Consider the following 18,061-nt stretch of genomic DNA (forward strand, 5'->3'; position numbering starts at 1 on the left):
GGCAGCCACCCCGCAGGGGCCCGCGGACGGGACGGGGCAGCCACCCCGCAGGGGCCCGCGGACGGGACGGGGCAGCCACCCCGCAGGGGCCCGCGGACGGGACGGGGCAGCCACCCCGCAGGGGCCCGCGTGGACGGACACCCGAAACTCCGGGGACGGGGCACCCTCGGGCGGCTTACGCTCACGCGGAACCCCCCTCCCGTTGAAAGGAGTTACCGTGTCGGTCGACCGTCTGCTCGGCTTCGCCGGAATATCGCTGGTGCTGGTGCTGATCCCGGGCCCCAGCGTGCTGTTCGTCCTGGGCCGGGCGCTGGCGCACGGCCGCCGGACCGCGTTGGGCAGCGTCCTGGGGAACGCGATCGGCGCGTACCTGCTGGCGGCAGCCGTCTCCCTGGGCTTGGGCGAGGTGATGGCCACCTCGGCCGCGGTGTTCACGACAGTGAAACTCGTGGGCGCGGTCTACCTGGTCTTCCTGGGCGTGAAGGCATGGCGCCACCGCGCGGACCTGTCGACGGCGACCGCCGTACCGGGAGCGGAGGAAGCCGCGCAAACCGGAACCGTACGGACCGGAACCGCGGCGGCGCCGCGCACCCGTAGCGACGCCCGCACCCTGTGGGAAGGCTTCGTCGTGGGCGTGACCAACCCGAAGACCTGCATCTTCTTCGCCGCCGTGCTCCCCCAGTTCGTGGACCGGAACGCGGGCGGGGTGCACCAGCAGATGCTGCTGCTCGGCCTGGTCTTCACCGTGATCGCCCTGGTCTGCGACAGCGTGTGGGCGCTGACCGCGTCGGCGGCCCGCACCTGGTTCGCCCGCTCGCCGCGCCGGATGGCGGCCATCGGCGGCACCGGCGGCCTCGCGATGATCGGACTGGGCGTGGCGGTCGCGGTGACCGGCCGCGCGGACACGTAGGCACCGTGTCGAGCACCTCCTGAGGAAGAGGGGGGCGCGCTCCTGGGGCACACAGCGCGCTGACAGGCTGATGGAAGGACGCCCCCGGGCGGCACCCGGGTTGAGCCGCTGACCTGTGAGCAGTCGCACATCGCCGAGGGCAGCGAAACGTTTGCGTTTCGATATGACGAGTCGTACGGTCGATCCATACGACAGAGTACGAAACGGTTTCGTTCTTCCCAGCGGTTCGCCGCCCGTCCCACTTCCAGGAGTCACGAATATGTCGACTCAGTCCGCGCCCGACGTGAACGTCGGCGATTCGGCACCGGCCAGCCCGGTAGCGCTGGACAAGCAGGCCCCTGAGGAGCATCCCTCCCACCGCTGGTGGGTGCTCGCGGTGATCGCCATCGCCCAGCTCATGGTCGTGCTCGACGCCACCGTGGTGAACATCGCACTCCCCTCCGCTCAACACGCGCTCGGCTTCAGCGACGGCAACCGGCAGTGGATCGTCACCGCCTACTCGCTCGCGTTCGGCAGCCTGCTGCTGCTCGGCGGGCGGCTCGCCGACCTGGTCGGCCGCAAGGTGGTCTTCCTGATCGGTGTCGTCGGCTTCGCCGTCGCCTCCGCGCTGGCCGGCGCCGCCCCGAACTTCGCGGTGCTCGTCAGCGGCCGCGCCCTGCAGGGCCTGTTCGGCGCGATGCTCGCGCCGGCCGCGCTGTCCCTGCTGAACACCACGTTCACCGACGCCAAGGAACGCGCCAAGGCGTTCGGCATCTACGGCGCCATCGCCGGCGCCGGCGGCGGCATCGGCCTGCTGCTCGGCGGCGTGCTCACCGAGCACCTGAGCTGGCGCTGGACCCTGTACGTCAACCTGATCTTCGCCGTCATCGCGTTCGTCGGCGGCATGGCGTTCCTCCGCAAGGGCGCCCCGGCGGTCCGGCCCCGGCTGGACGTCCCCGGCACCATCCTGGTCACCACCGGTCTGTTCAGCGTCGTCTACGGCTTCTCGAACGCCGACAGCCACGACTGGGGCTCCCCGCTGACCTGGGGCTTCCTGCTGCTGGGCGTGGTACTGGTGGCCGCGTTCGGCTGGTGGCAGGGCCGCACCGCGCACCCGCTGCTGCCGCTGCGCGTGCTGCTCGACCGCAACCGCGGCGCGTCGTTCGCGATCCTCGGGATCTCCGGCATCGGCATGTTCGGTGTCTTCCTGTTCCTGACCTACTACCTCCAGCTGTCGCTGCTCTACAACCCGGTGAAGACCGGCCTGGCCTTCCTGCCGATGATCGCGTCGCTGATGGTCTCCGCGCAGCTCGCGACGAACAACCTGCTGCCGAGGTTCGGCCCCCGGCCGATCGTGCCGGTGGGCATGGGCATGGCCGCCGTCGGCATGGCCTGGCTGACCACGCTCGACCTGAACAGCACCTACGCGGCGAACGTGCTGCCGCCGCTGATCGTGATCGGCCTGGGCCTCGGCCTGGTGATGCCGACCGTGATGAGCGTGGCCACCGCGGGTGTGCGGGCCGACGACGCGGGTGTCGCCTCCGCGGCCGTCAACACCATGCAGCAGGTCGGCGGTTCGATCGGCACCGCGCTGCTCAACACGCTGGCCGCGAGCGCCGCGACCAGCTACATCACCCACCACGCGACCTCCAACCCGCCGAGCAAGCTGGTGGCCGCACACGCCCAACTGCACAGCTACTCCACCGCGTACTGGTGGTCCGCCGCGTTCTTCGCGGTCGGCACCGTGATCGCGGCGGTGATGTTCCGCAGCGGACGCCCGGAGCTGGCGCCCGAGGGCGAGCCGAAGGCCGTGCACATGTAGGTCCGGCTCGGTCGGAGCCGCGCGCGGGGTAAGGGGCCCGCACCCAGGTACACGCCCCTTACCCCCGCAAACATCGAGCCGCGTCTTCCGGGCCTTCTCCGGAACGTCCGGCAGCACCATCTGGTCAGCACCGTCCGATCAGCACCTCCGACTCCCCGACGCGAACCGAGCGGAACGCGGCCGGGGCACCAGGGGGCTGGTCACCGGGTCATCGTGGGGACGGGACACCCGGTCACCAAGCCCTCTGGACACCACCACCGCCCCGTCGGCGCGCCGCCCCCGTGCGCGCCGACGGGGCGGTGGCGTGTGCGGGCCGCCCGAAGCACGGTTCCTCGGCGACCCCGACGAGACACCGCAACTGGCGCCGTTCCGCCTACGGATGCTCCGGGTCCGGCCCGCCGACACGGGTACGGCCCCGCCCTCGCCTCGCGGGGAGGCGTGGGACGGGGCCGGGTGAGCGATCCCGACGGCTCGGCGCGGAGCAGGCGCCCGCCACATCCGGGTCCGGGGCCGCCACGTACGGGGTGCGACGGCACCACGCGGCCCGGGGGACCGCTCGGCCGCACTCCCGGGCGGGCCGTGCCCGCGGTGCGACCACTCCACTTACGAGTCTTCACTCGTAACGGCGTCAGCGTATGAGCGCGCCCCACCGCTGTCAATCACCTTTCGGACCATGCTCGTTGGGCCCGGCGCGTTACGCTGGCAGGGCCGCCGTGACCCGCGCGGCGGTCGGCCGGTCCGTCCCCGGGACAGCTCCCGGGCAGGCGGGCACGGACGACCGGCCGCGGTCCGCACCCGGGAGATGTGAATGCCGCGCACACCACCGGACGCCCAGGCCGCCACCACGGCCGGCCGCTCCACCGCTGCCGACACCGCCGCCGACAGCACCGCCGGCACCGCGACCGGCGGCACCGGCCCCGCGCCGAAGAGACGGCTGGCCCGCGGCGAGAAGCGCATCGCCCAGCTCCTGGACGCCGCGGCCGAGGAGTTCGCCGAGGTCGGCTACGAGTCCGCGACGACCAACAGCATCGCCGCCCGCGCCGGCGCCTCCCCCGGCACCCTCTACCAGTTCTTCCCCAACAAGGAGGCGATGGCGCGGGCCCTCGCGGAGCGCTGCGCCGCCCAACTCCGCGCCGTCTTCGGCTTCCTGCGGGACCCCGCGCTCGACGGGATGCCGATCGGCGAACTGGTGGACCGGATGGTCGACCCGATGCTCGCGTTCAGCCAGGCGAGCCCCGCCTTCCGGCCCCTCTTCGCCGGAACCGCGCCGCCGGCCAGGAGCGTCGCCTCCCTCAACACGGGCGCGCAGCAGGTCATGGAGGCGGTGGTCGGCGCCGCCGCGCCCCACCTCACCCCCGCCAACCGGCAGCGCTCCGCCACGGTCGTGGTGCACATCGCCAAGGCCATCCTGCCGGCGCTCGATGGCGCGACCGCGTGCGAACAGGCCAGGCTGGCAGAGGAGTTCAAGACGGTGCTGCACGGATACCTGACCGGTCTCGCGGCGGTGTCGGACACCCGCGCCTGACGCCGTCCGGACCGTTCCTCCGCCCCCGGGCCCGCCCTGAGGGGCCGCCGGGCCGTACATCGGGCAGTGACGTTGAGCACGTCCGGGCCGGCCGCCGGATCGGCGCGGGCTTCACTCGTTCGGGCGGCAGCGGCGGATCGGGTGTCCGGCGGGCGGCGGCCGTCCGGGGCGCCTGGCCTGGTCATGGGCCATGGGCGAATCCGGCCGGCGGTACGGCCCGGACGGCCACCGGCCCCACCGCGGGGCGGTGCGGGATGCCAGGACCGGCGCGGACGAGGTGACGGCGGCGGGTTACCGTAAGGACATGCACGTGAGCCAGCACCAGCCGTCCGTCGCCGGTGTCGCCGATGAGTCCGACGGGGCGGCCGGCCGAGCGCTCTACGTCCCGGTGCGGCGCGGGCCCGCCGGCGACATCGTGCGGCTGTGGCGCACGCCCTTCGGCACGCGTACGGCGGTCGCCTTCACCACCGACCGGCGGCTGCGGTCCGTGCTCGGGCCGACCCAGCCGTGGATTCGGCTCTCGGAGTCCGCGTTGCGGCGGCTCGCCGAGCCGCTCGGGGCGCGGCACGTGACGATCGACCCGGTGCTCACCGCCCGGCCGCCGGCCTCCTGGGGCGCGCCCGAGGCCCCCGCCCCGGCCCCCACCCGCACCACCGAGCCGCGCGCCGCCCGCCCGTCCCGCGGCGCCCTCCCCGTTCCCCCCGCCTGACCCGCGGCCCCGGCCGACCCGCGCCCACCCCCGGACCGCCCGCTATCCCGGCGGCCCGGTGTACCGCCACGCGGCGGCCGAGTGCGACAGGGTCAGCCGCGAGACGATCCGGTAGCGGTCGCCGCGGTAGACGGAGTGGACGTACTCGACGGGGCGCCCCGTCTCGTCGTGGGTGAGGCGTTCGAAGAGCAGCGCGGGCGAGAGCACCGGCACGCCGATCAGATGCGCCTCCTCCTCGTTGGTGACCGTGGGCTCGATGGACTGGACCGCCTCGTGCACCCGCACCCCGTGCTGGTCGCGCAGCGTGTCGTAGAAGTCGCCGGACTCCATGTCGGCGGGGGCCAGCCCGGGTACGAGGGCGGCCGGGACGTGCAGGTACTCGATGGCCATCGGCTCCCCGTCCACCAGCCGGAGCCGGGCGATGTAGACGACGTCGGCGGCGGGTGACAGGTGGAGCTTGCGGCCGACGCGGGCGCCGGCCCGCACGGTGGCGAACTCCAGCACCCGGCTGGTCCAGGTGCCGGACGCCTGCGGCAGGCGCAACACGTCGTGGTCCTGGGCGAGTTCCTGGGTGATCTTCGCGCGGGCGACGAACATGCCCCGGCCGTGCTCGCGCAGCAGCAGCCCGTTGGTGACGAGTTCGTCGACGGCCGAGCGCAACGTCGGCCGGGAGACGCCGAGTCGGTCGCACAACGTGCGTTCGGAGGGGATCGGGTCACCGGGTGCGCGGGACTCGACGAGTTCCATGAGGTAGTCACGGACCCGTTCGCGTTTCAGCGCCAGGCGCGGCGGCTCGCTGGCCATGTGCGGTGCCCTTTCCCCGAAGTACTTGTCAAGGGGAGGTTATCCAGATGTTGACCAGTACGCCAGTGCGGTCGGGCCCCGTCGGTATCGCGCGAGGAGGGTGAGAACACCTGATCTTCGGCCGTATACGAGCCCTCTTACGGCTTTCTCGCGACCTCTTGACGTCACCAGTGGTCTATGCCACCTTCTCCGTCAACACCAGACCAGTTGACCAGTGGTAAGTTCCACCGCTTCCTCTGAGGTGACTACTCCGTGAGATCCAGACTGCTTCCCGGCGCCGCGGCGCTCCTCATCAGCATCAGTGGCCTCACCGGTCTCACCGCGTGCGGCTCCTCCTCCGGATCGGGCTCCGGCGACGACGCCGGACCGGCCCGGCTCACCGTGTGGATCATGCGCGACAGCGTGGCCGCCCCGGTGCTCAAGGCGTTCACCGCGGACTTCGAGAAGGCCCACCCCGGCACCACCCTCGACCTCCAGATCCAGGAGTGGGACGGCATCGGCGCGAAGATCGTCAGCGCGCTGGCCGGCAACGACGCCCCCGACGTGATCGAGGTGGGCAACACCCAGGTCGCCCAGTACGCGGCCAGCGGCGGCGTGGACGACCTCACCGGCAAGGTCGCCGACCTGCACGGCTCGGACTGGATACCCGGCCTCGCCGAGCCCGGGAGGATCGACGGCAAGCAGTACGGCATCCCGTGGTACGCCGCCAACCGCGTGGTGATCTACAACAAGGACCTCTTCGCCAAGGCCGGCATCACCGCGCCGCCCAAGACCCGCGCCGAGTGGATCACCGACACCACGAAGCTCGACACCGGCGGCAACCAGGGCATCTACCTGCCGGGGCAGTCCTGGTACACCTACGCCGGCTTCCTGTGGGACGAGGGCGGCGACCTCGCCACCAAGAGCGGCGGGACCTGGAGCGGCGGCCTGGACACCCCGCAGGCGCGGGCCGCGGCGGCCTTCTACCGGCAGCTCCAGGCGCTCGGCCAGGGCCCGAAGGACTCCGACGAGGCCAAGCCGCTCCAGGCGAACGTCTTCGCCAAGGGCGACGTCGCGCAGATCATCTCCACCCCGGGCGGCGCCGCCGCCATCACGGAGGCCGACCCCGCGCTCAAGGGGAAGCTCGGCTTCTTCCCCATCCCCGGCAAGACCGCGGACCGGCCGGGCGCGGTCTTCACCGGCGGCTCCGACCTGGTCATCCCGCAGGCGTCCCGGCACCAGGCGATGGCCTACCAGGTGGTCAAGGCGCTGGCGGGCACCACGTGGCAGACGCGCATCGCCAAGGCCATGAGCTACGTCCCCAACCGCACCTCGCTGGCAGGGGTGTTGAAGGGCGACCCGGGCGCCTCCGCGATGGCGGCCGGCGCGGCCGACGGGCACGCCACCCCCAACTCCCCCAACTGGGCGGCGGTCGAGGCGGACAACCCGATCAAGCAGTACCTCACCCAGGTGCTCACCGGCGCCGACCCGGCGAAGACGGGCAGGACCGCGTCGGAGGCCATCGCCAAGGCGCTCAACACCTCGTCCTGACCGACCGCCCCGGATCACCCAGGAGACCGCCGTGCTCACCGCACCCACCGCCGCCGGGCAGGACTCGGCCGACCCGCGAGGCGGCCCCGGCGGCCCACCGTCCGGCCGCCCGGGCCGCCGCGGCCGCTTCGCCCGCCACCCGTCCGGGACCACCCCCGGGAACCCCCGCCCGCGCTCGGGGCCGCGCCGCGCGCTCGCCGCCCTGTGGCCCTACCTCCTGGTCTCCCCCACCGTGGTGGGCGCGGCCTTCCTACTGGTCTACCCGGTGGTCCGCAACACCGTGATGTCCTTCCAGCACTACCGGCTGGCCGAACTCATCAACGGCGGGGCCTCGTTCGTCGGCCTGGCCAACTACCGCGAGGCGCTGACCGACCCGGAGTTCTGGACGGTGGTGCGCCGCACCGTGTGGTGGACGGCGCTCAACGTCGTGCTGATCATGCTGATCGGGACGCTGGTCGCGCTGCTGCTGGTCCGGCTCGGCCGACGGCTGCGGCTGCCGGTGATGAGCTCGCTGGTGCTGGCCTGGGCCACCCCGGTGATCGCCGCCACCACGGTCTTCCAGTGGCTCTTCCAGTCCCGGTTCGGAGTGGTCAACTGGGCACTGGTAAAGCTGGGTTTCACCTCCTACCGCGACTACACCTGGTTCGCGCACGGCGGCGCCACCTTCGCGATCCTGGTCACCCTGGTGGTGTGGCAGTCGGTGCCGTTCGCCGCGCTGACCCTCTACGGCGGACTGACCACGATCCCGGCCGAGTTGTACGAATCGGCGCGGATCGACGGCGCCGGGCCCTGGCAGACCTTCCGGCTGGTCACCTTCCCGATGCTGCGCCCGCTGTTCGCCCTGGTCACCTCGCTCGAAGTGATCTGGTGCTTCAAGTGCTTCACCCAGATCTGGGTGATCGGCCAGGGCGGCCCGGACGGCGCCACCACCACCCTGCCGGTGTACGCGTTCCAGATCGCGCAGTCCTTCCACAAGTACGACCTCGGGTCGGCGGTCTCCACGCTGACCGTGCTGATCCTGCTCGCCGCGCTGGTGTTCAACCTGCGCCGGATGTTCCGCCAGGAAGGAAAGGAGGGCACCGCATGACCGCCGCCCGCCGCGGACTGCGCCGGCTGCCGCTCAACGCCGCCGCCCTGCTGGTCCTGGTGCTGTCCGCGTTCCCCGTCTACTGGATGGCGGTCACCGCGTTCGAGCCGACCGCCGACATCGAGGGCGCCGACCCGACGTTCTTCCCGCTGCACCCCACCCTCGCGCACTTCCGCACCGCGGTACGCGCCGACGGCTTCGCCGGATACTGGCGCAACAGCCTCGTCGTCACGCTCGGCGCGGTGCTGATGGCCCTGGTGGTGGCGCTGCTCGCGGCCTTCGCGGTCGCGCGGATGCGCTGGCGCGGCCGGCGGGCGTTCCTGCTGCTGGTGTTCACCGCGCAGATGGCGCCCTGGGAGGCGCTGCTGATCCCGATGTACATCATCGCGCGGGACACCGGCATGCTCGACCGGCTGTCGATGCTCACCCTCGTCTACTTCATGACGACGCTGCCGTTCACGATCGTGACGCTGCGCGGCTTCCTCGCCGCGATCCCGGCGGAGCTGGAGGAGGCCGCCCAGGTCGACGGCTGCACCCGGCCGCAGGCGTTCCGCCGGGTGACCTTCCCGCTGCTGGCGCCGGGGCTGCTGTCGACGTCCCTGTTCGGATTCATCACCGCCTGGAACGAGTTCGCCTTCGCCAACACGCTGATCATCAAGAACCAGAGCGCCCGCACCCTGCCGGTGTGGCTGTCGTCCTTCAGCAACGTCTTCGGCACCGACTGGGGCGCCACGATGGCCGCGTCGTGCCTGTTCATGCTGCCGGTCCTGGCGGTGTTCCTGCTGCTCCAGAACCGGGTCACCACCGGGATGACCGCCGGAGCCGTCAAGGGCTGACCCGCCCGAAGCGGCACCGCACGGCCCCCGTATCCCCGCCGCACCGCCGGGCACCCCCGCCGTACCGCCTCGCACCGTACGGGCTCCGCCCGCCACCGGCCCGCTCCCACCCCTGGAGGCCCCGCCGTGATCATCCCGCACCCCACCCACGCCGTCCGCATCCCCGGCCGGTTCACCTTCGACCCGGCCACCGCCGTACGCGCCGAGGGCGCCGCGCGGCCCGCCGCCCGGCTGCTGCGCACCCTGCTGCGGCCCGCCACCGGGCTGCCGCTGCGCGACTCGCCGAGCGGGAGCGTGGTGCTCGCCGTCGACCCGCTGCTCGGCGGCCTCGGCACCGAGGGCTACGGCCTGACCGTCGGCCCGGACGCGGTGCTGCTGCGCGCGGCGACCGGCGAGGGACTGCTCCGCGGCGTGCAGACCATCCGCCAACTCCTGCCGCCCGAGGCGCTGTCGGAACGTCCGGTGCCCGGCGTGGCCTGGTGGCTCCCGGGGGTCCAGATCACCGACGTGCCCCGGCACCGCTGGCGCGGCGTCCTGCTCGACGTGGCCCGGCACTTCCAACCCGTCCGCTACCTGCGGCGGTTCGTCGACCTGCTCGCGCTGCACAAGCTGAACGTGCTGCACCTGCACCTCACCGACGACCAGGGCTGGCGGATGCCGGTGCCCGGCTACCCCCGGCTGACCGAGGTCGGCGGGGTACGGTCCCGGTCGATGCGCGGCCGCGCGGGCAGCGGACGGTACGACGACGAGCCGCACGCCGGCGCGTACACCGCCGCGGAACTGCGGGAGTTGGTGGCGTACGCGGCCGCGCGCGGGGTCGAGGTGATGCCCGAGATCGAGATGCCCGGGCACGCGCGGGCCGCGCTGGCGGCCTACCCCGAGCTGGGCAACGTGCCCGGGCGGGCGCTGGAGGTGTGGACCGAATGGGGCGTGTCCGACGCCGTGTTCGGGGTGCACGACGAGGTGCTGGACTTCTGCCGGAGCGTGCTCGGCGCGGTGCTGGACGTCTTCCCGTCGCGTTACGTGCACATCGGCGGTGACGAGTGCCCGGTCGCGGAGTGGGCCGAGAGTCCGCGGGCGCGGGCCAGGGCCGCCGAGGCGGGGCTGGCCGGCACCGCCGCGCTGCACGGCTGGTTCCTCGGCCGGATCGGCGAGTTCCTGCTGGCGGCGGGGCGGCGGCCGGTGTGCTGGGCCGACGGTTCCGGGGCCGCGGGCGCGCTGCCGCCGGAGTTCACCGTCATGCCGTGGCGGGACGCCGGCCACGGCCTCGCCGCCGCGCTGGCCGGCCAGGACGTCGTCATGGCGCCGCACCGCGCCACCTACCTGGACTACCCGCAGGCCGACGGGCCCGGCGAGCCGCTCGGCCAGGCCGGCGCGGTGGTGGACCTGCGCGCCGTGCACGCCAACGACCCGGTGCCCGCCGACTGGCCGCCCGAGGCCGCCGCCCATGTGCTCGGCACCCAGGCGCAGTTGTGGACGGAGTTCGCGCAGACGCCCGCCGACATCGAGTACCTCGCCTTCCCCCGGCTGTGCGCGCTCGCCGACCGGGCCTGGAACCCGGCCGCCGACTGGGCCGCCGACTTCCTCCCCGCGGTACGCGGGCACCAGGCGCGGCTTGCCGCGCTCGGCGTACGCCACCGCCCCCTCGACCGCCCCCGGACCGCGACGGCCTGACAGCGCCGCACCGTGTCCGGCGGCTCGTCCACGCACCTCCGACTCCCCCACCCCACCCCACCCGGGGATCACCCCCCACCACCGGAAAGGGACCACCGTGTCAGGAAGAAAGCGTCCGCTCCGCCTCCCCCTTCGGCTCCGCGCCGCGCTCGCCGTGTGCTCGGCCGCCGGCCTGGCCTGCGCCGCGCTCACCGCGCTGCCCGCCTCCGCCGCGCAGGACACGCTCACCGCCCAATACCGTACGAGCGCGGGCGGCGCCACCGCCGACCAGGCGGAACCGTGGCTGGAGGTCACCGACAGCGGGTCCACGTCGGTGCCGCTCAGCCAGGTCACGCTGCGGTACTACTTCAGCTCCGACAGCCCCACCGCGTCCTACCGCTTCGCCTGCTCCTGGGCGGTGAAGGGCTGCGCGAACGTCACCGGGACCTTCGGCACCCTCGCCCACCCCACCGCGACCGCCGACCGCTACCTGGAGATCGGCTTCACCGCGGGCGCGGGCTCCCTCGCGCCCGGCCAGTCCACCGGCGACCTCCAACTGCGCTTCTACCGCTCGGACTGGCAGCCCCTCACCCAGTCCGACGACTACTCCTTCGACGGCACGCAGACCTCGTACGCGAACGCCCCGAAGATCACCGTGCAGCAGGACGGCGCCCTGGTCTGGGGCACCGCGCCCGACGGCAACGACCCCACGCCCCCGACCTCGCCGCCCACCTCCCCGCCCGGTGGCGGCGGCACGCCCGACGGTCCCACGCTCTTCGACGACTTCAGCTACCCGAGCAGCTCCGACCCGGCCGTCCAGCAGCACGGCTGGACCGTGAAGTCCGGGCAGGGCGGTCCCGGCGTGGCCGGGGCCACCTGGTCGCCGGCCGACCTGACCTTCGTGCCCGACAGCTCCGGCGGCGCCGGCAACACGGTGATGGACCTGAAGCTGACCACCGACGGCACGGCGGCCGGCACCCGCGAGACCGAGATCCAGACCACCGCGCAGAAGTTCAGGAACGGCACCTACGCGGCCCGGGTGAAGTTCGACGACACGCCCACCGGCGGACCGGACGGCGACCACGTCAACCAGACCTTCTTCAACTTCACCCCGCTCAAGGCGCCGATGGACCCGGACTACAGCGAGCAGGACTTCGAATACCTGCCCAACGGCGGCTGGGGCGAGACGCAGAACATCATGTACGAGACGTCCTGGGAGACGTACAACCCCGACCCCTGGAACGCGGTGAACACGCACGGCCAGCAGTACGCCAGTTACGACGGCTGGCACGACCTCCAGATCACCATCGACGACACGTACATCACCTACTTCATCGACGGTCAGGTCGTGGCCCAGCACGGCGAGCCGTATCTGCCCGAGGGCGGCCAGTTCATCGACTTCAACCACTGGCTGATCGACCTCGCCGGGCAGACCGGCTCCACCCCGCGCTCCTACGACGAGCAGGTGGACTACGTGTACTTCGTCAAGGACCAGGTGCTTACTCCGGCCCAGGTGCAGTCCGCGGTGGCGGGCCTGCGCGGGGACGGCACCGCGTTCGAGGACACGGTCCCCGCGAGCTGAGCCGGAAACGGCGGTTCCCCGCGCCCCGACCTTCGAAGGGGGGCGCGGGGAACCGCCGTGAGCCGCCGGTGTCCGCTAGGAGCAGGTCAGGGTCGGCGCCCCCCAGTCGCCGTGGTCGTTGCCGTTCCCGTCGCCGCCGTCGCCGACCTTGAGGTCGACCACCTGGGCGCCGGTGACGTCGACGTCGATCGGCACGGCCGCCTGCTTGCCGCGGAGGGTCTGGGTGGTGACCAGCGTCTTGCCGTCGGCGATCACCGAGAAGGTGACGGTGCCCCCGCCGCCGGTCTCGTCGTCGACCCCGACGTGCGCGGTGAGGCGGGTGCACTGGCCGGCGAGGTAGAGCTGCACGTCGCTCACCGCGTTGGTGCCCAGGCCCTTGGCGTAGCCGACGCCGTCGATGCTGATCGGCCGGCCGTCGCCGGCCGCCTGCTCACCGACGCTGCTGTCGCGCTCCACCGGGCCCCAGCCGTTGGTGGACGACAGGAACGGCAGGTCGCTGACGGCGTTCTGCCCGGCCGGCGGGACCGGCGGGACCGACTCGATGACCCGTTCGTCGGAGCTGGTGGCCTTGCGGCCGCGCTGGACGTAGTGCGTCGTGGTGGCGAGCACCGCGGCGGAGGCGAGAGTGCCGCTCGGCGGCTGGACCTGCCAGCTGAAGGTGGCCGACTTCCCCGGCTGGAGACGGGCCACCGTCCCGGCGCCGGCCGCCTTCGCGGTCCAGCCGTCGGGCAGGGCGAGCGAGGCGGTCAGCGCACTGGCCGCCGGCTGCCCGGCCGGCACCCGCACCGTGGACGTGGCGGTGAACGCCTGCCCGGACTTGGCGGTGTTCGGCACGTCCAGGGAGGTGGTGACCCCGGGCGCGGCGGGCATCGCGTACTTCACCGGGTTGTAGCCGGGGCTGTCGTTCTGCGCCACCTTCAGCGAGGAGGCGTAGCTGCCGTAGTCGGTCAGCGCGACCTTGCCGAGCCCGCCGGTCTTGCCGTCCAGGTTCCACACCGCGATGGCGATGGAGTTGTGGCCGTCGGGGTTCAGGATGCCGTTCGGCACCGGGAAGGTGTGCTGCGGGCCGAGGTAGTTGACGTAGTTGCCGACCTGCCAGCCGTTCACGAAGATCTCGGCCCGGTACTTGCGCGACGGGTCGTCGGTGAAGGTCAGGCCGAGTGAGGTGTCCTGGCCGTGCGGCAGGTTCAGCTTGGCGTCGGTGCGGTACCACGAGACGCCGGGCCGGGTGTCGGTGGCCGGCAGGGTGGTGTTCGCCCACTTCGCGTCCGGGTAGCCCGGCAGCGACCAGCCGGCCCGCTCGCCGTAGAGACCGCCGGTGGACAGGGTGCCGCGGACCGGGTCGATCAGGTCCTCGCCGCCCCGCACGCCCTGCAGCCGCCAGGTGACGGGGGTGAGCGGTGCGCCGATCAGGGAGGCGCTGGTCAGGCCGCGCGCGGTCTTGTTGCCGTTGGAGGAGTTGTAGTCCTCCTCATGGCCCATGTTCACCGTCAGGACGGAGATGACGTTGTCGCCGGTCGGCTTCACCGCGCCGGCCGGGAAGGTGAAGTCGGCGCTGCCGGTGGTCGAACTGCCGAGGAAGGTGCCGTTGAGCCAGGCGGAGAACGCCTGCGCCCCGCCGCCGGAGTCCGAGACCAGGTGGATGCCCGTCTCGCCGTCGCCGGCCCGGAAGCGCCCGCGGTACCAGGTGTTGCCGGTGTGGAAGCCGTAGTCGTCGGCGTAGAGCACCGGCAGCGAGTTGACGCCGGAGGAGCTGTTGGTGGTCGACTTGTCGGCCGTCTGCCAGCTGGAGTCGTCGAAGCCGGGGGCCGACTCCGGGGACTCCTCGGCGTGCTTCCAGTTGGTCAGCGCCGGGAGCTTCACCGGGGCGGCGACGGGGATCTGACCGGTCCGGCCCGCGGAGCCGGAGCCCGCGGCGGTACGGCCGTCGAGCGCGCGGCCGTTCCAGGTGACGTGGTCGGCCGAGGTGAACACCTCGATGTCCTTGTCGTCGCCGTTGTCGCCGGTCAGCGCCACCGTACGGCCGCCGTCCAGGCTGGTCGCCGTCCGCAGCAGGTGGCTGCCGCGCACCAGGACCGGTCCGGTCGCGGTGTCCTGCCGCCAGAAGGTCTCGGCGGTCGGCTTGTCGCCGACGAGCAGCAGGCTCGGGCGGGACCCGCCGCCGCTGATGCTGATCCGGATCAGGCCCTTGTGCGTGTAGTTCAGCCGCAGGTCGCCGGTGGCCGCGTCCCAGGTCGTGGCGACTTGGCCGCCGGTGCTGGTCACGGTCGGCTTCGAGGTGTACCGCAGCACGGTCTCGCCGTCGCTGCCCGCGTCCCCGTACAGCACGGAGACGTCCCGGCCGGCGATGGTCGCGGTGGTCATGATCTCGGAGGTGGAGTACTGGAGTTGCGAGTCGCCGAGCTTGTCGTTCGCCACGATGATGTGCGAGTCGCGGCCGTCGAGCGTGATCGCGGTGCCCGGCTGCTGCGGCACCACGGGGTACGTCGGCAGGACGTCGGCGGCGGTCGGCACGTCGATCGCGTCAATGGAGACGAAGTTGTCCGTGGAGCCCGTGCTGTGGGTGCCGTCCACGACGATCTTCAGGGTGTGCGCGCCGGCGGTCAGGCCGGTCTTCTGGAAGACCACCGCCTGGTTCTCGCTGCCGGAGTCGTCCACCGTGGCGACCTTGGTGCCGTCGAGGTAGACGTCGGCGTAGCCGTGGTTGTTGGTCTTCGGCCCGATCCAGCGGACCGCGGTCCCGTCGAAGGGGACGGTGACCGAGTCACCGGTGGTGTTGGAGAACGACTCGGTGTCCTTGTAGTCGCCGGTGGTGTAACTCTGGCCCGACACGTGCGACCAGCTGCCGGAGTACTGCAGCGCGGAGTCGGGGTCGTCCCAGGTGTAGCTGGTGTCGGCGACCGGCTGCGCGTTGAAGTCCAGCGCGATGTGGGTCTTGTCGGTGGCCGTGGAGGTGGAGTTCCCGTGCCGCAGCACGTGGAACTGCGTCTTGGTGTCGGGGTTCATCCGGGCGGTGTCGACCACGGCGGTGTCGTCCGGCGGCGACGCCTTGATCGGGTCGGTCTTGGTCAGTGGCGCCACCGACTGGGTGAAGTACCCGATCAGCTTGTCCTCGTCGTACTTCGGGTCGAGCTGGCGGGTCTCGCGGATCGCGGCGCCGTAGTCGTACGAGGTGTAGTTCTCCGGCTCGCCGAGCCAGCCCCAGTTGGTGCCGCCGTAGGTCATGTAGAAGCTCTGGGCGGTCGCGCCGACGGCGATGTTCTGCTTGTAGAAGACGTCGGCGAACTGGTCGTTGATCAGCTGGGCGCACTTGTCGTAGCCGGGGCCGCCCCAGGGGTCGAAGGCGCCGCCCTGGAACTCCGGGGTGTACAGCGGCTTTCCGGCCGGGTGGTCGTAGCTGAGGTCGGGGACGCCGTTCCACTGGGTGGGGTTGGAGCAGTTGAAGCCCTGCGGGTAGGAGTCCGGACCGTCCACGTCCAGAGCGCCGTCACCGGAGTTGAAGGTGCCGTTGTTGTTGCCGGTGAGCGGCACGGTGATGCCGTCGGCGCGGGCCTTGTCCTCCAGGTGCTTCATGTAGGCGCGGGCCGACGCGGAGCCGTTGTAGTACTCGTTCTCGACCTGGTACGCGATCACCGTGCCGGTGCCGTTGGTCAGCTGGTGGCGGGCGAGGATGCGGTCGATCTGGGTCAGCCACTCGTCGGAGTACTTCAGGAACTGCGGGTCGTCGGTGCGGTTCTTCTCCTCCTTGGTGGTCAGCCACCCGGGCAGACCCCCGCCGTCGACCTCCGCGTTGATGTACGGCGCCGGGCGGGCGATCACGTACAGGCCGGCCTGCTGGGCCATGTCGAGCAGCTTGTCGACGTCCCGCACCCCGGTGAAGTCGTACACGCCCTGCTTCGGCGAGTGGTAGCCCCAGTCGAAGTACAGGGAGGTGGAGTTGAACCCGGCGGCCTTCATCTTCTGGAAGATGTCCAGCCACAGGTCCGGGCTCGGCAGCCGGAAGTAGTGGAACTCGCCCGACCACAGGTACGTGCGCTTGCCGTCGACGAGGAAGGAGTAGCCGTCGAAGGTCACGGTGTGGGGCTTCGAACCGGCGTGTCCCTTGGCCGCGTTGTCCGTCGTGGCCGCGTCGGCCGTCTTCGCGGCCGCGGTGTGCGCGGCGCCTGCCGCCATGGCGGGTGCGGTGGTGCCCGCGGACAGGGCGATCGCCATCGCTGCGGCCAGACCCGCCCACCACCGCCCTCGGCGCCGCTGGGATCTGCCGGACACGCCACCGGTCGGATGACTTCGCACTGCGACCTCCACGTTCCCCGAAGGGCCAACTCCCAACAGAATCAATCGAAGTCGAACAATAGGAGCGGGTGCGGGGCCGCACAATAGGTCGGACACAGGAAGCTGTGCGACGACCTGTTCGTTTCCGTGTGTTTGTGTTCCCCCACGGGTGGAGGGTGCCCGCGCCTCCGCGGAAGGAGCCGCGGCTGTGCAGGGGCGCGGGGAACCGCGCGACCGGCAGGCCACCGGGCTTAGGCCGGTACACGACCTCCGCCGTCGCGGCGCTCACGGCCCCCGCCGACCCCGTCCGCGGATTTCCGTTATCGGCCCGCCCGGGGCACCGTCTCCTGTTGTGTAGGCGCAGCCACTTGCGACGAAGGAACGGCGGAGCGAATGCGTGCAGGCGACCGGAGCGGCCCCGACCCGGAGATGGTGACCGCGGCGCGGGCGGGCGACGAGCAGGCGCTCGACCTGCTCGTCGCGCAGTGCCTGCCGCTGGTCTACAACATCGTCGGGCGGGCCCTGGACGGCAACGACGACGTGGACGACGTGGTGCAGGAGACGCTCCTGCGGGTGGTCCGCGGCCTCGCCGACCTGCGCGACCCGGCCGCCTTCCGGTCCTGGCTGGTGGCGATCGCGGTCCGCCAGGTCCGCGACCGCGAGCAGGCCCGGAAGGCGTCCTGGCACCATCAGACCGGCCTGGACGCGGCCGAGTTGATACCGGACCCGGCCTCGGACTTCGCGTCGGTGACCATCCTGCGGCTGGGCCTGACCGACCAGCGCCGGGAGATCGCCGAGGCGACCCGCTGGCTGGACCACGACGACCGCACGCTGCTGGCGCTGTGGTGGCTGGAGGAGACCGGCGACATCGGCCGGTCCGAACTGGCCGACGCGCTCGGGCTGTCCCGGCAGCACGCGGCGGTGAAGGTCCAGCGGATGAAGGAGCAGTTGGAGACGTCGCGGACCGTGGTGCGCGCGCTCGGCGCGGTCGAAAGCTGCCCGGAGCTGGCCGAGTTGACGGCTAGCTGGGACGGGGTGCCCAGCCCGCTGTGGCGCAAGCGGTTCGCCCGGCATGTCCGCGGCTGCGACGCGTGCGGGCGGCTCGGCAAGGTGCTGCTGCCGATGGAGCGGCTGCTCAGCGGGCTGCCGCTGCTGCCCGTACCGATCTCGCTGGCGGCGCCGCACCCTGGGCCGCCGCCCGCCCCCGGGCACCTGCCGTCCGCCGCGCACCACCCGGCCCCGCCCGCTCACGCGCCGACGCCCGCACCCACACCCCGCCCGGCACGACCATCACCGCGCGGGTGCTGCGCCGCCCGTCCGATGTCGTGCTCCAGGTCCAGGACGACGGCCCC

The 18,061-nt window shown here is 72.3% G+C and carries 12 protein-coding genes; 10 read left to right on the plus strand and 2 right to left on the minus strand.

Features of this window, described 5'->3' with window-relative positions:
- The first annotated feature begins 217 nt into the window (after window positions 1–217).
- The 4 genes from AB0399_RS37470 to AB0399_RS37485 all read left to right on the plus strand — a co-directional run bounded on the left by AB0399_RS37470 (window position 218) and on the right by AB0399_RS37485 (window position 4,945).
- Window positions 218–910, plus strand: coding sequence for a LysE family translocator (locus AB0399_RS37470; RefSeq protein WP_366414325.1), 693 nt, complete (start codon window positions 218–220; stop codon window positions 908–910).
- Between the two features lie 259 nt (window positions 911–1,169).
- On the plus strand, window positions 1,170–2,711 hold the full coding sequence (locus AB0399_RS37475; RefSeq protein WP_329363629.1) for an MFS transporter: 1,542 nt from the start codon (window positions 1,170–1,172) through the stop codon (window positions 2,709–2,711).
- Window positions 2,712–3,519: 808 nt separating this feature from the next.
- Window positions 3,520–4,236: a TetR/AcrR family transcriptional regulator gene (locus AB0399_RS37480; RefSeq protein ID WP_366414326.1), complete on the plus strand. Its 717-nt coding sequence runs from the start codon at window positions 3,520–3,522 to the stop codon at window positions 4,234–4,236.
- A gap of 304 nt (window positions 4,237–4,540) precedes the next feature.
- Entirely contained in the window at window positions 4,541–4,945 is a 405-nt protein-coding gene (locus AB0399_RS37485; protein WP_329363632.1) for an SAV_915 family protein, read from the plus strand.
- Window positions 4,946–4,987: 42 nt separating this feature from the next.
- Here AB0399_RS37485 and AB0399_RS37490 read toward each other — a convergent pair whose 3' ends face one another.
- Window positions 4,988–5,749, minus strand: coding sequence for a GntR family transcriptional regulator (locus tag AB0399_RS37490; RefSeq protein WP_366414327.1), 762 nt, complete (start codon window positions 5,747–5,749; stop codon window positions 4,988–4,990).
- Between the two features lie 252 nt (window positions 5,750–6,001).
- Between AB0399_RS37490 and AB0399_RS37495 the strand changes: the two genes are divergently transcribed.
- The 5 genes from AB0399_RS37495 (at window position 6,002) to AB0399_RS37515 (ending at window position 12,437) form a co-directional block, all read left to right on the plus strand.
- Window positions 6,002–7,279, plus strand: a complete 1,278-nt coding sequence (locus AB0399_RS37495) for an extracellular solute-binding protein (RefSeq protein ID WP_366414328.1) — start codon at window positions 6,002–6,004, stop codon at window positions 7,277–7,279.
- A 202-nt stretch (window positions 7,280–7,481) separates the two neighbouring features.
- Window positions 7,482–8,366 carry a sugar ABC transporter permease gene (locus AB0399_RS37500; protein WP_329373793.1) on the plus strand — a complete coding sequence of 295 codons (885 nt, stop codon included), beginning with the start codon at window positions 7,482–7,484 and terminating at the stop codon, window positions 8,364–8,366.
- A complete protein-coding gene (locus AB0399_RS37505; protein WP_329363637.1) occupies window positions 8,363–9,202 on the plus strand; it encodes a carbohydrate ABC transporter permease in 840 nt (279 codons plus the stop codon). The genes AB0399_RS37500 and AB0399_RS37505 overlap by 4 nt, the downstream gene beginning before the upstream one ends.
- Window positions 9,203–9,328: 126 nt before the next feature.
- A complete protein-coding gene (locus AB0399_RS37510) occupies window positions 9,329–10,876 on the plus strand; it encodes a beta-N-acetylhexosaminidase (protein WP_366414329.1) in 1,548 nt (515 codons plus the stop codon).
- Between the two features lie 154 nt (window positions 10,877–11,030).
- A complete protein-coding gene (locus tag AB0399_RS37515; protein ID WP_366414332.1) occupies window positions 11,031–12,437 on the plus strand; it encodes a cellulose binding domain-containing protein in 1,407 nt (468 codons plus the stop codon).
- A gap of 75 nt (window positions 12,438–12,512) precedes the next feature.
- Here AB0399_RS37515 and AB0399_RS37520 read toward each other — a convergent pair whose 3' ends face one another.
- Window positions 12,513–16,649: a beta-galactosidase gene (locus tag AB0399_RS37520; RefSeq protein WP_366414330.1), complete on the minus strand. Its 4,137-nt coding sequence runs from the start codon at window positions 16,647–16,649 to the stop codon at window positions 12,513–12,515.
- A 453-nt stretch (window positions 16,650–17,102) separates the two neighbouring features.
- Here AB0399_RS37520 and AB0399_RS37525 point away from each other — a divergent pair.
- Window positions 17,103–18,061 (plus strand): sigma-70 family RNA polymerase sigma factor (locus AB0399_RS37525; protein ID WP_366414331.1); only part of this gene is annotated, 959 nt, incomplete at its 3' end.

The organism is Streptomyces sp. NPDC088194 (assembly GCF_040702025.1).
In the GTDB taxonomy this organism is placed as follows: domain Bacteria; phylum Actinomycetota; class Actinomycetes; order Streptomycetales; family Streptomycetaceae; genus Actinacidiphila.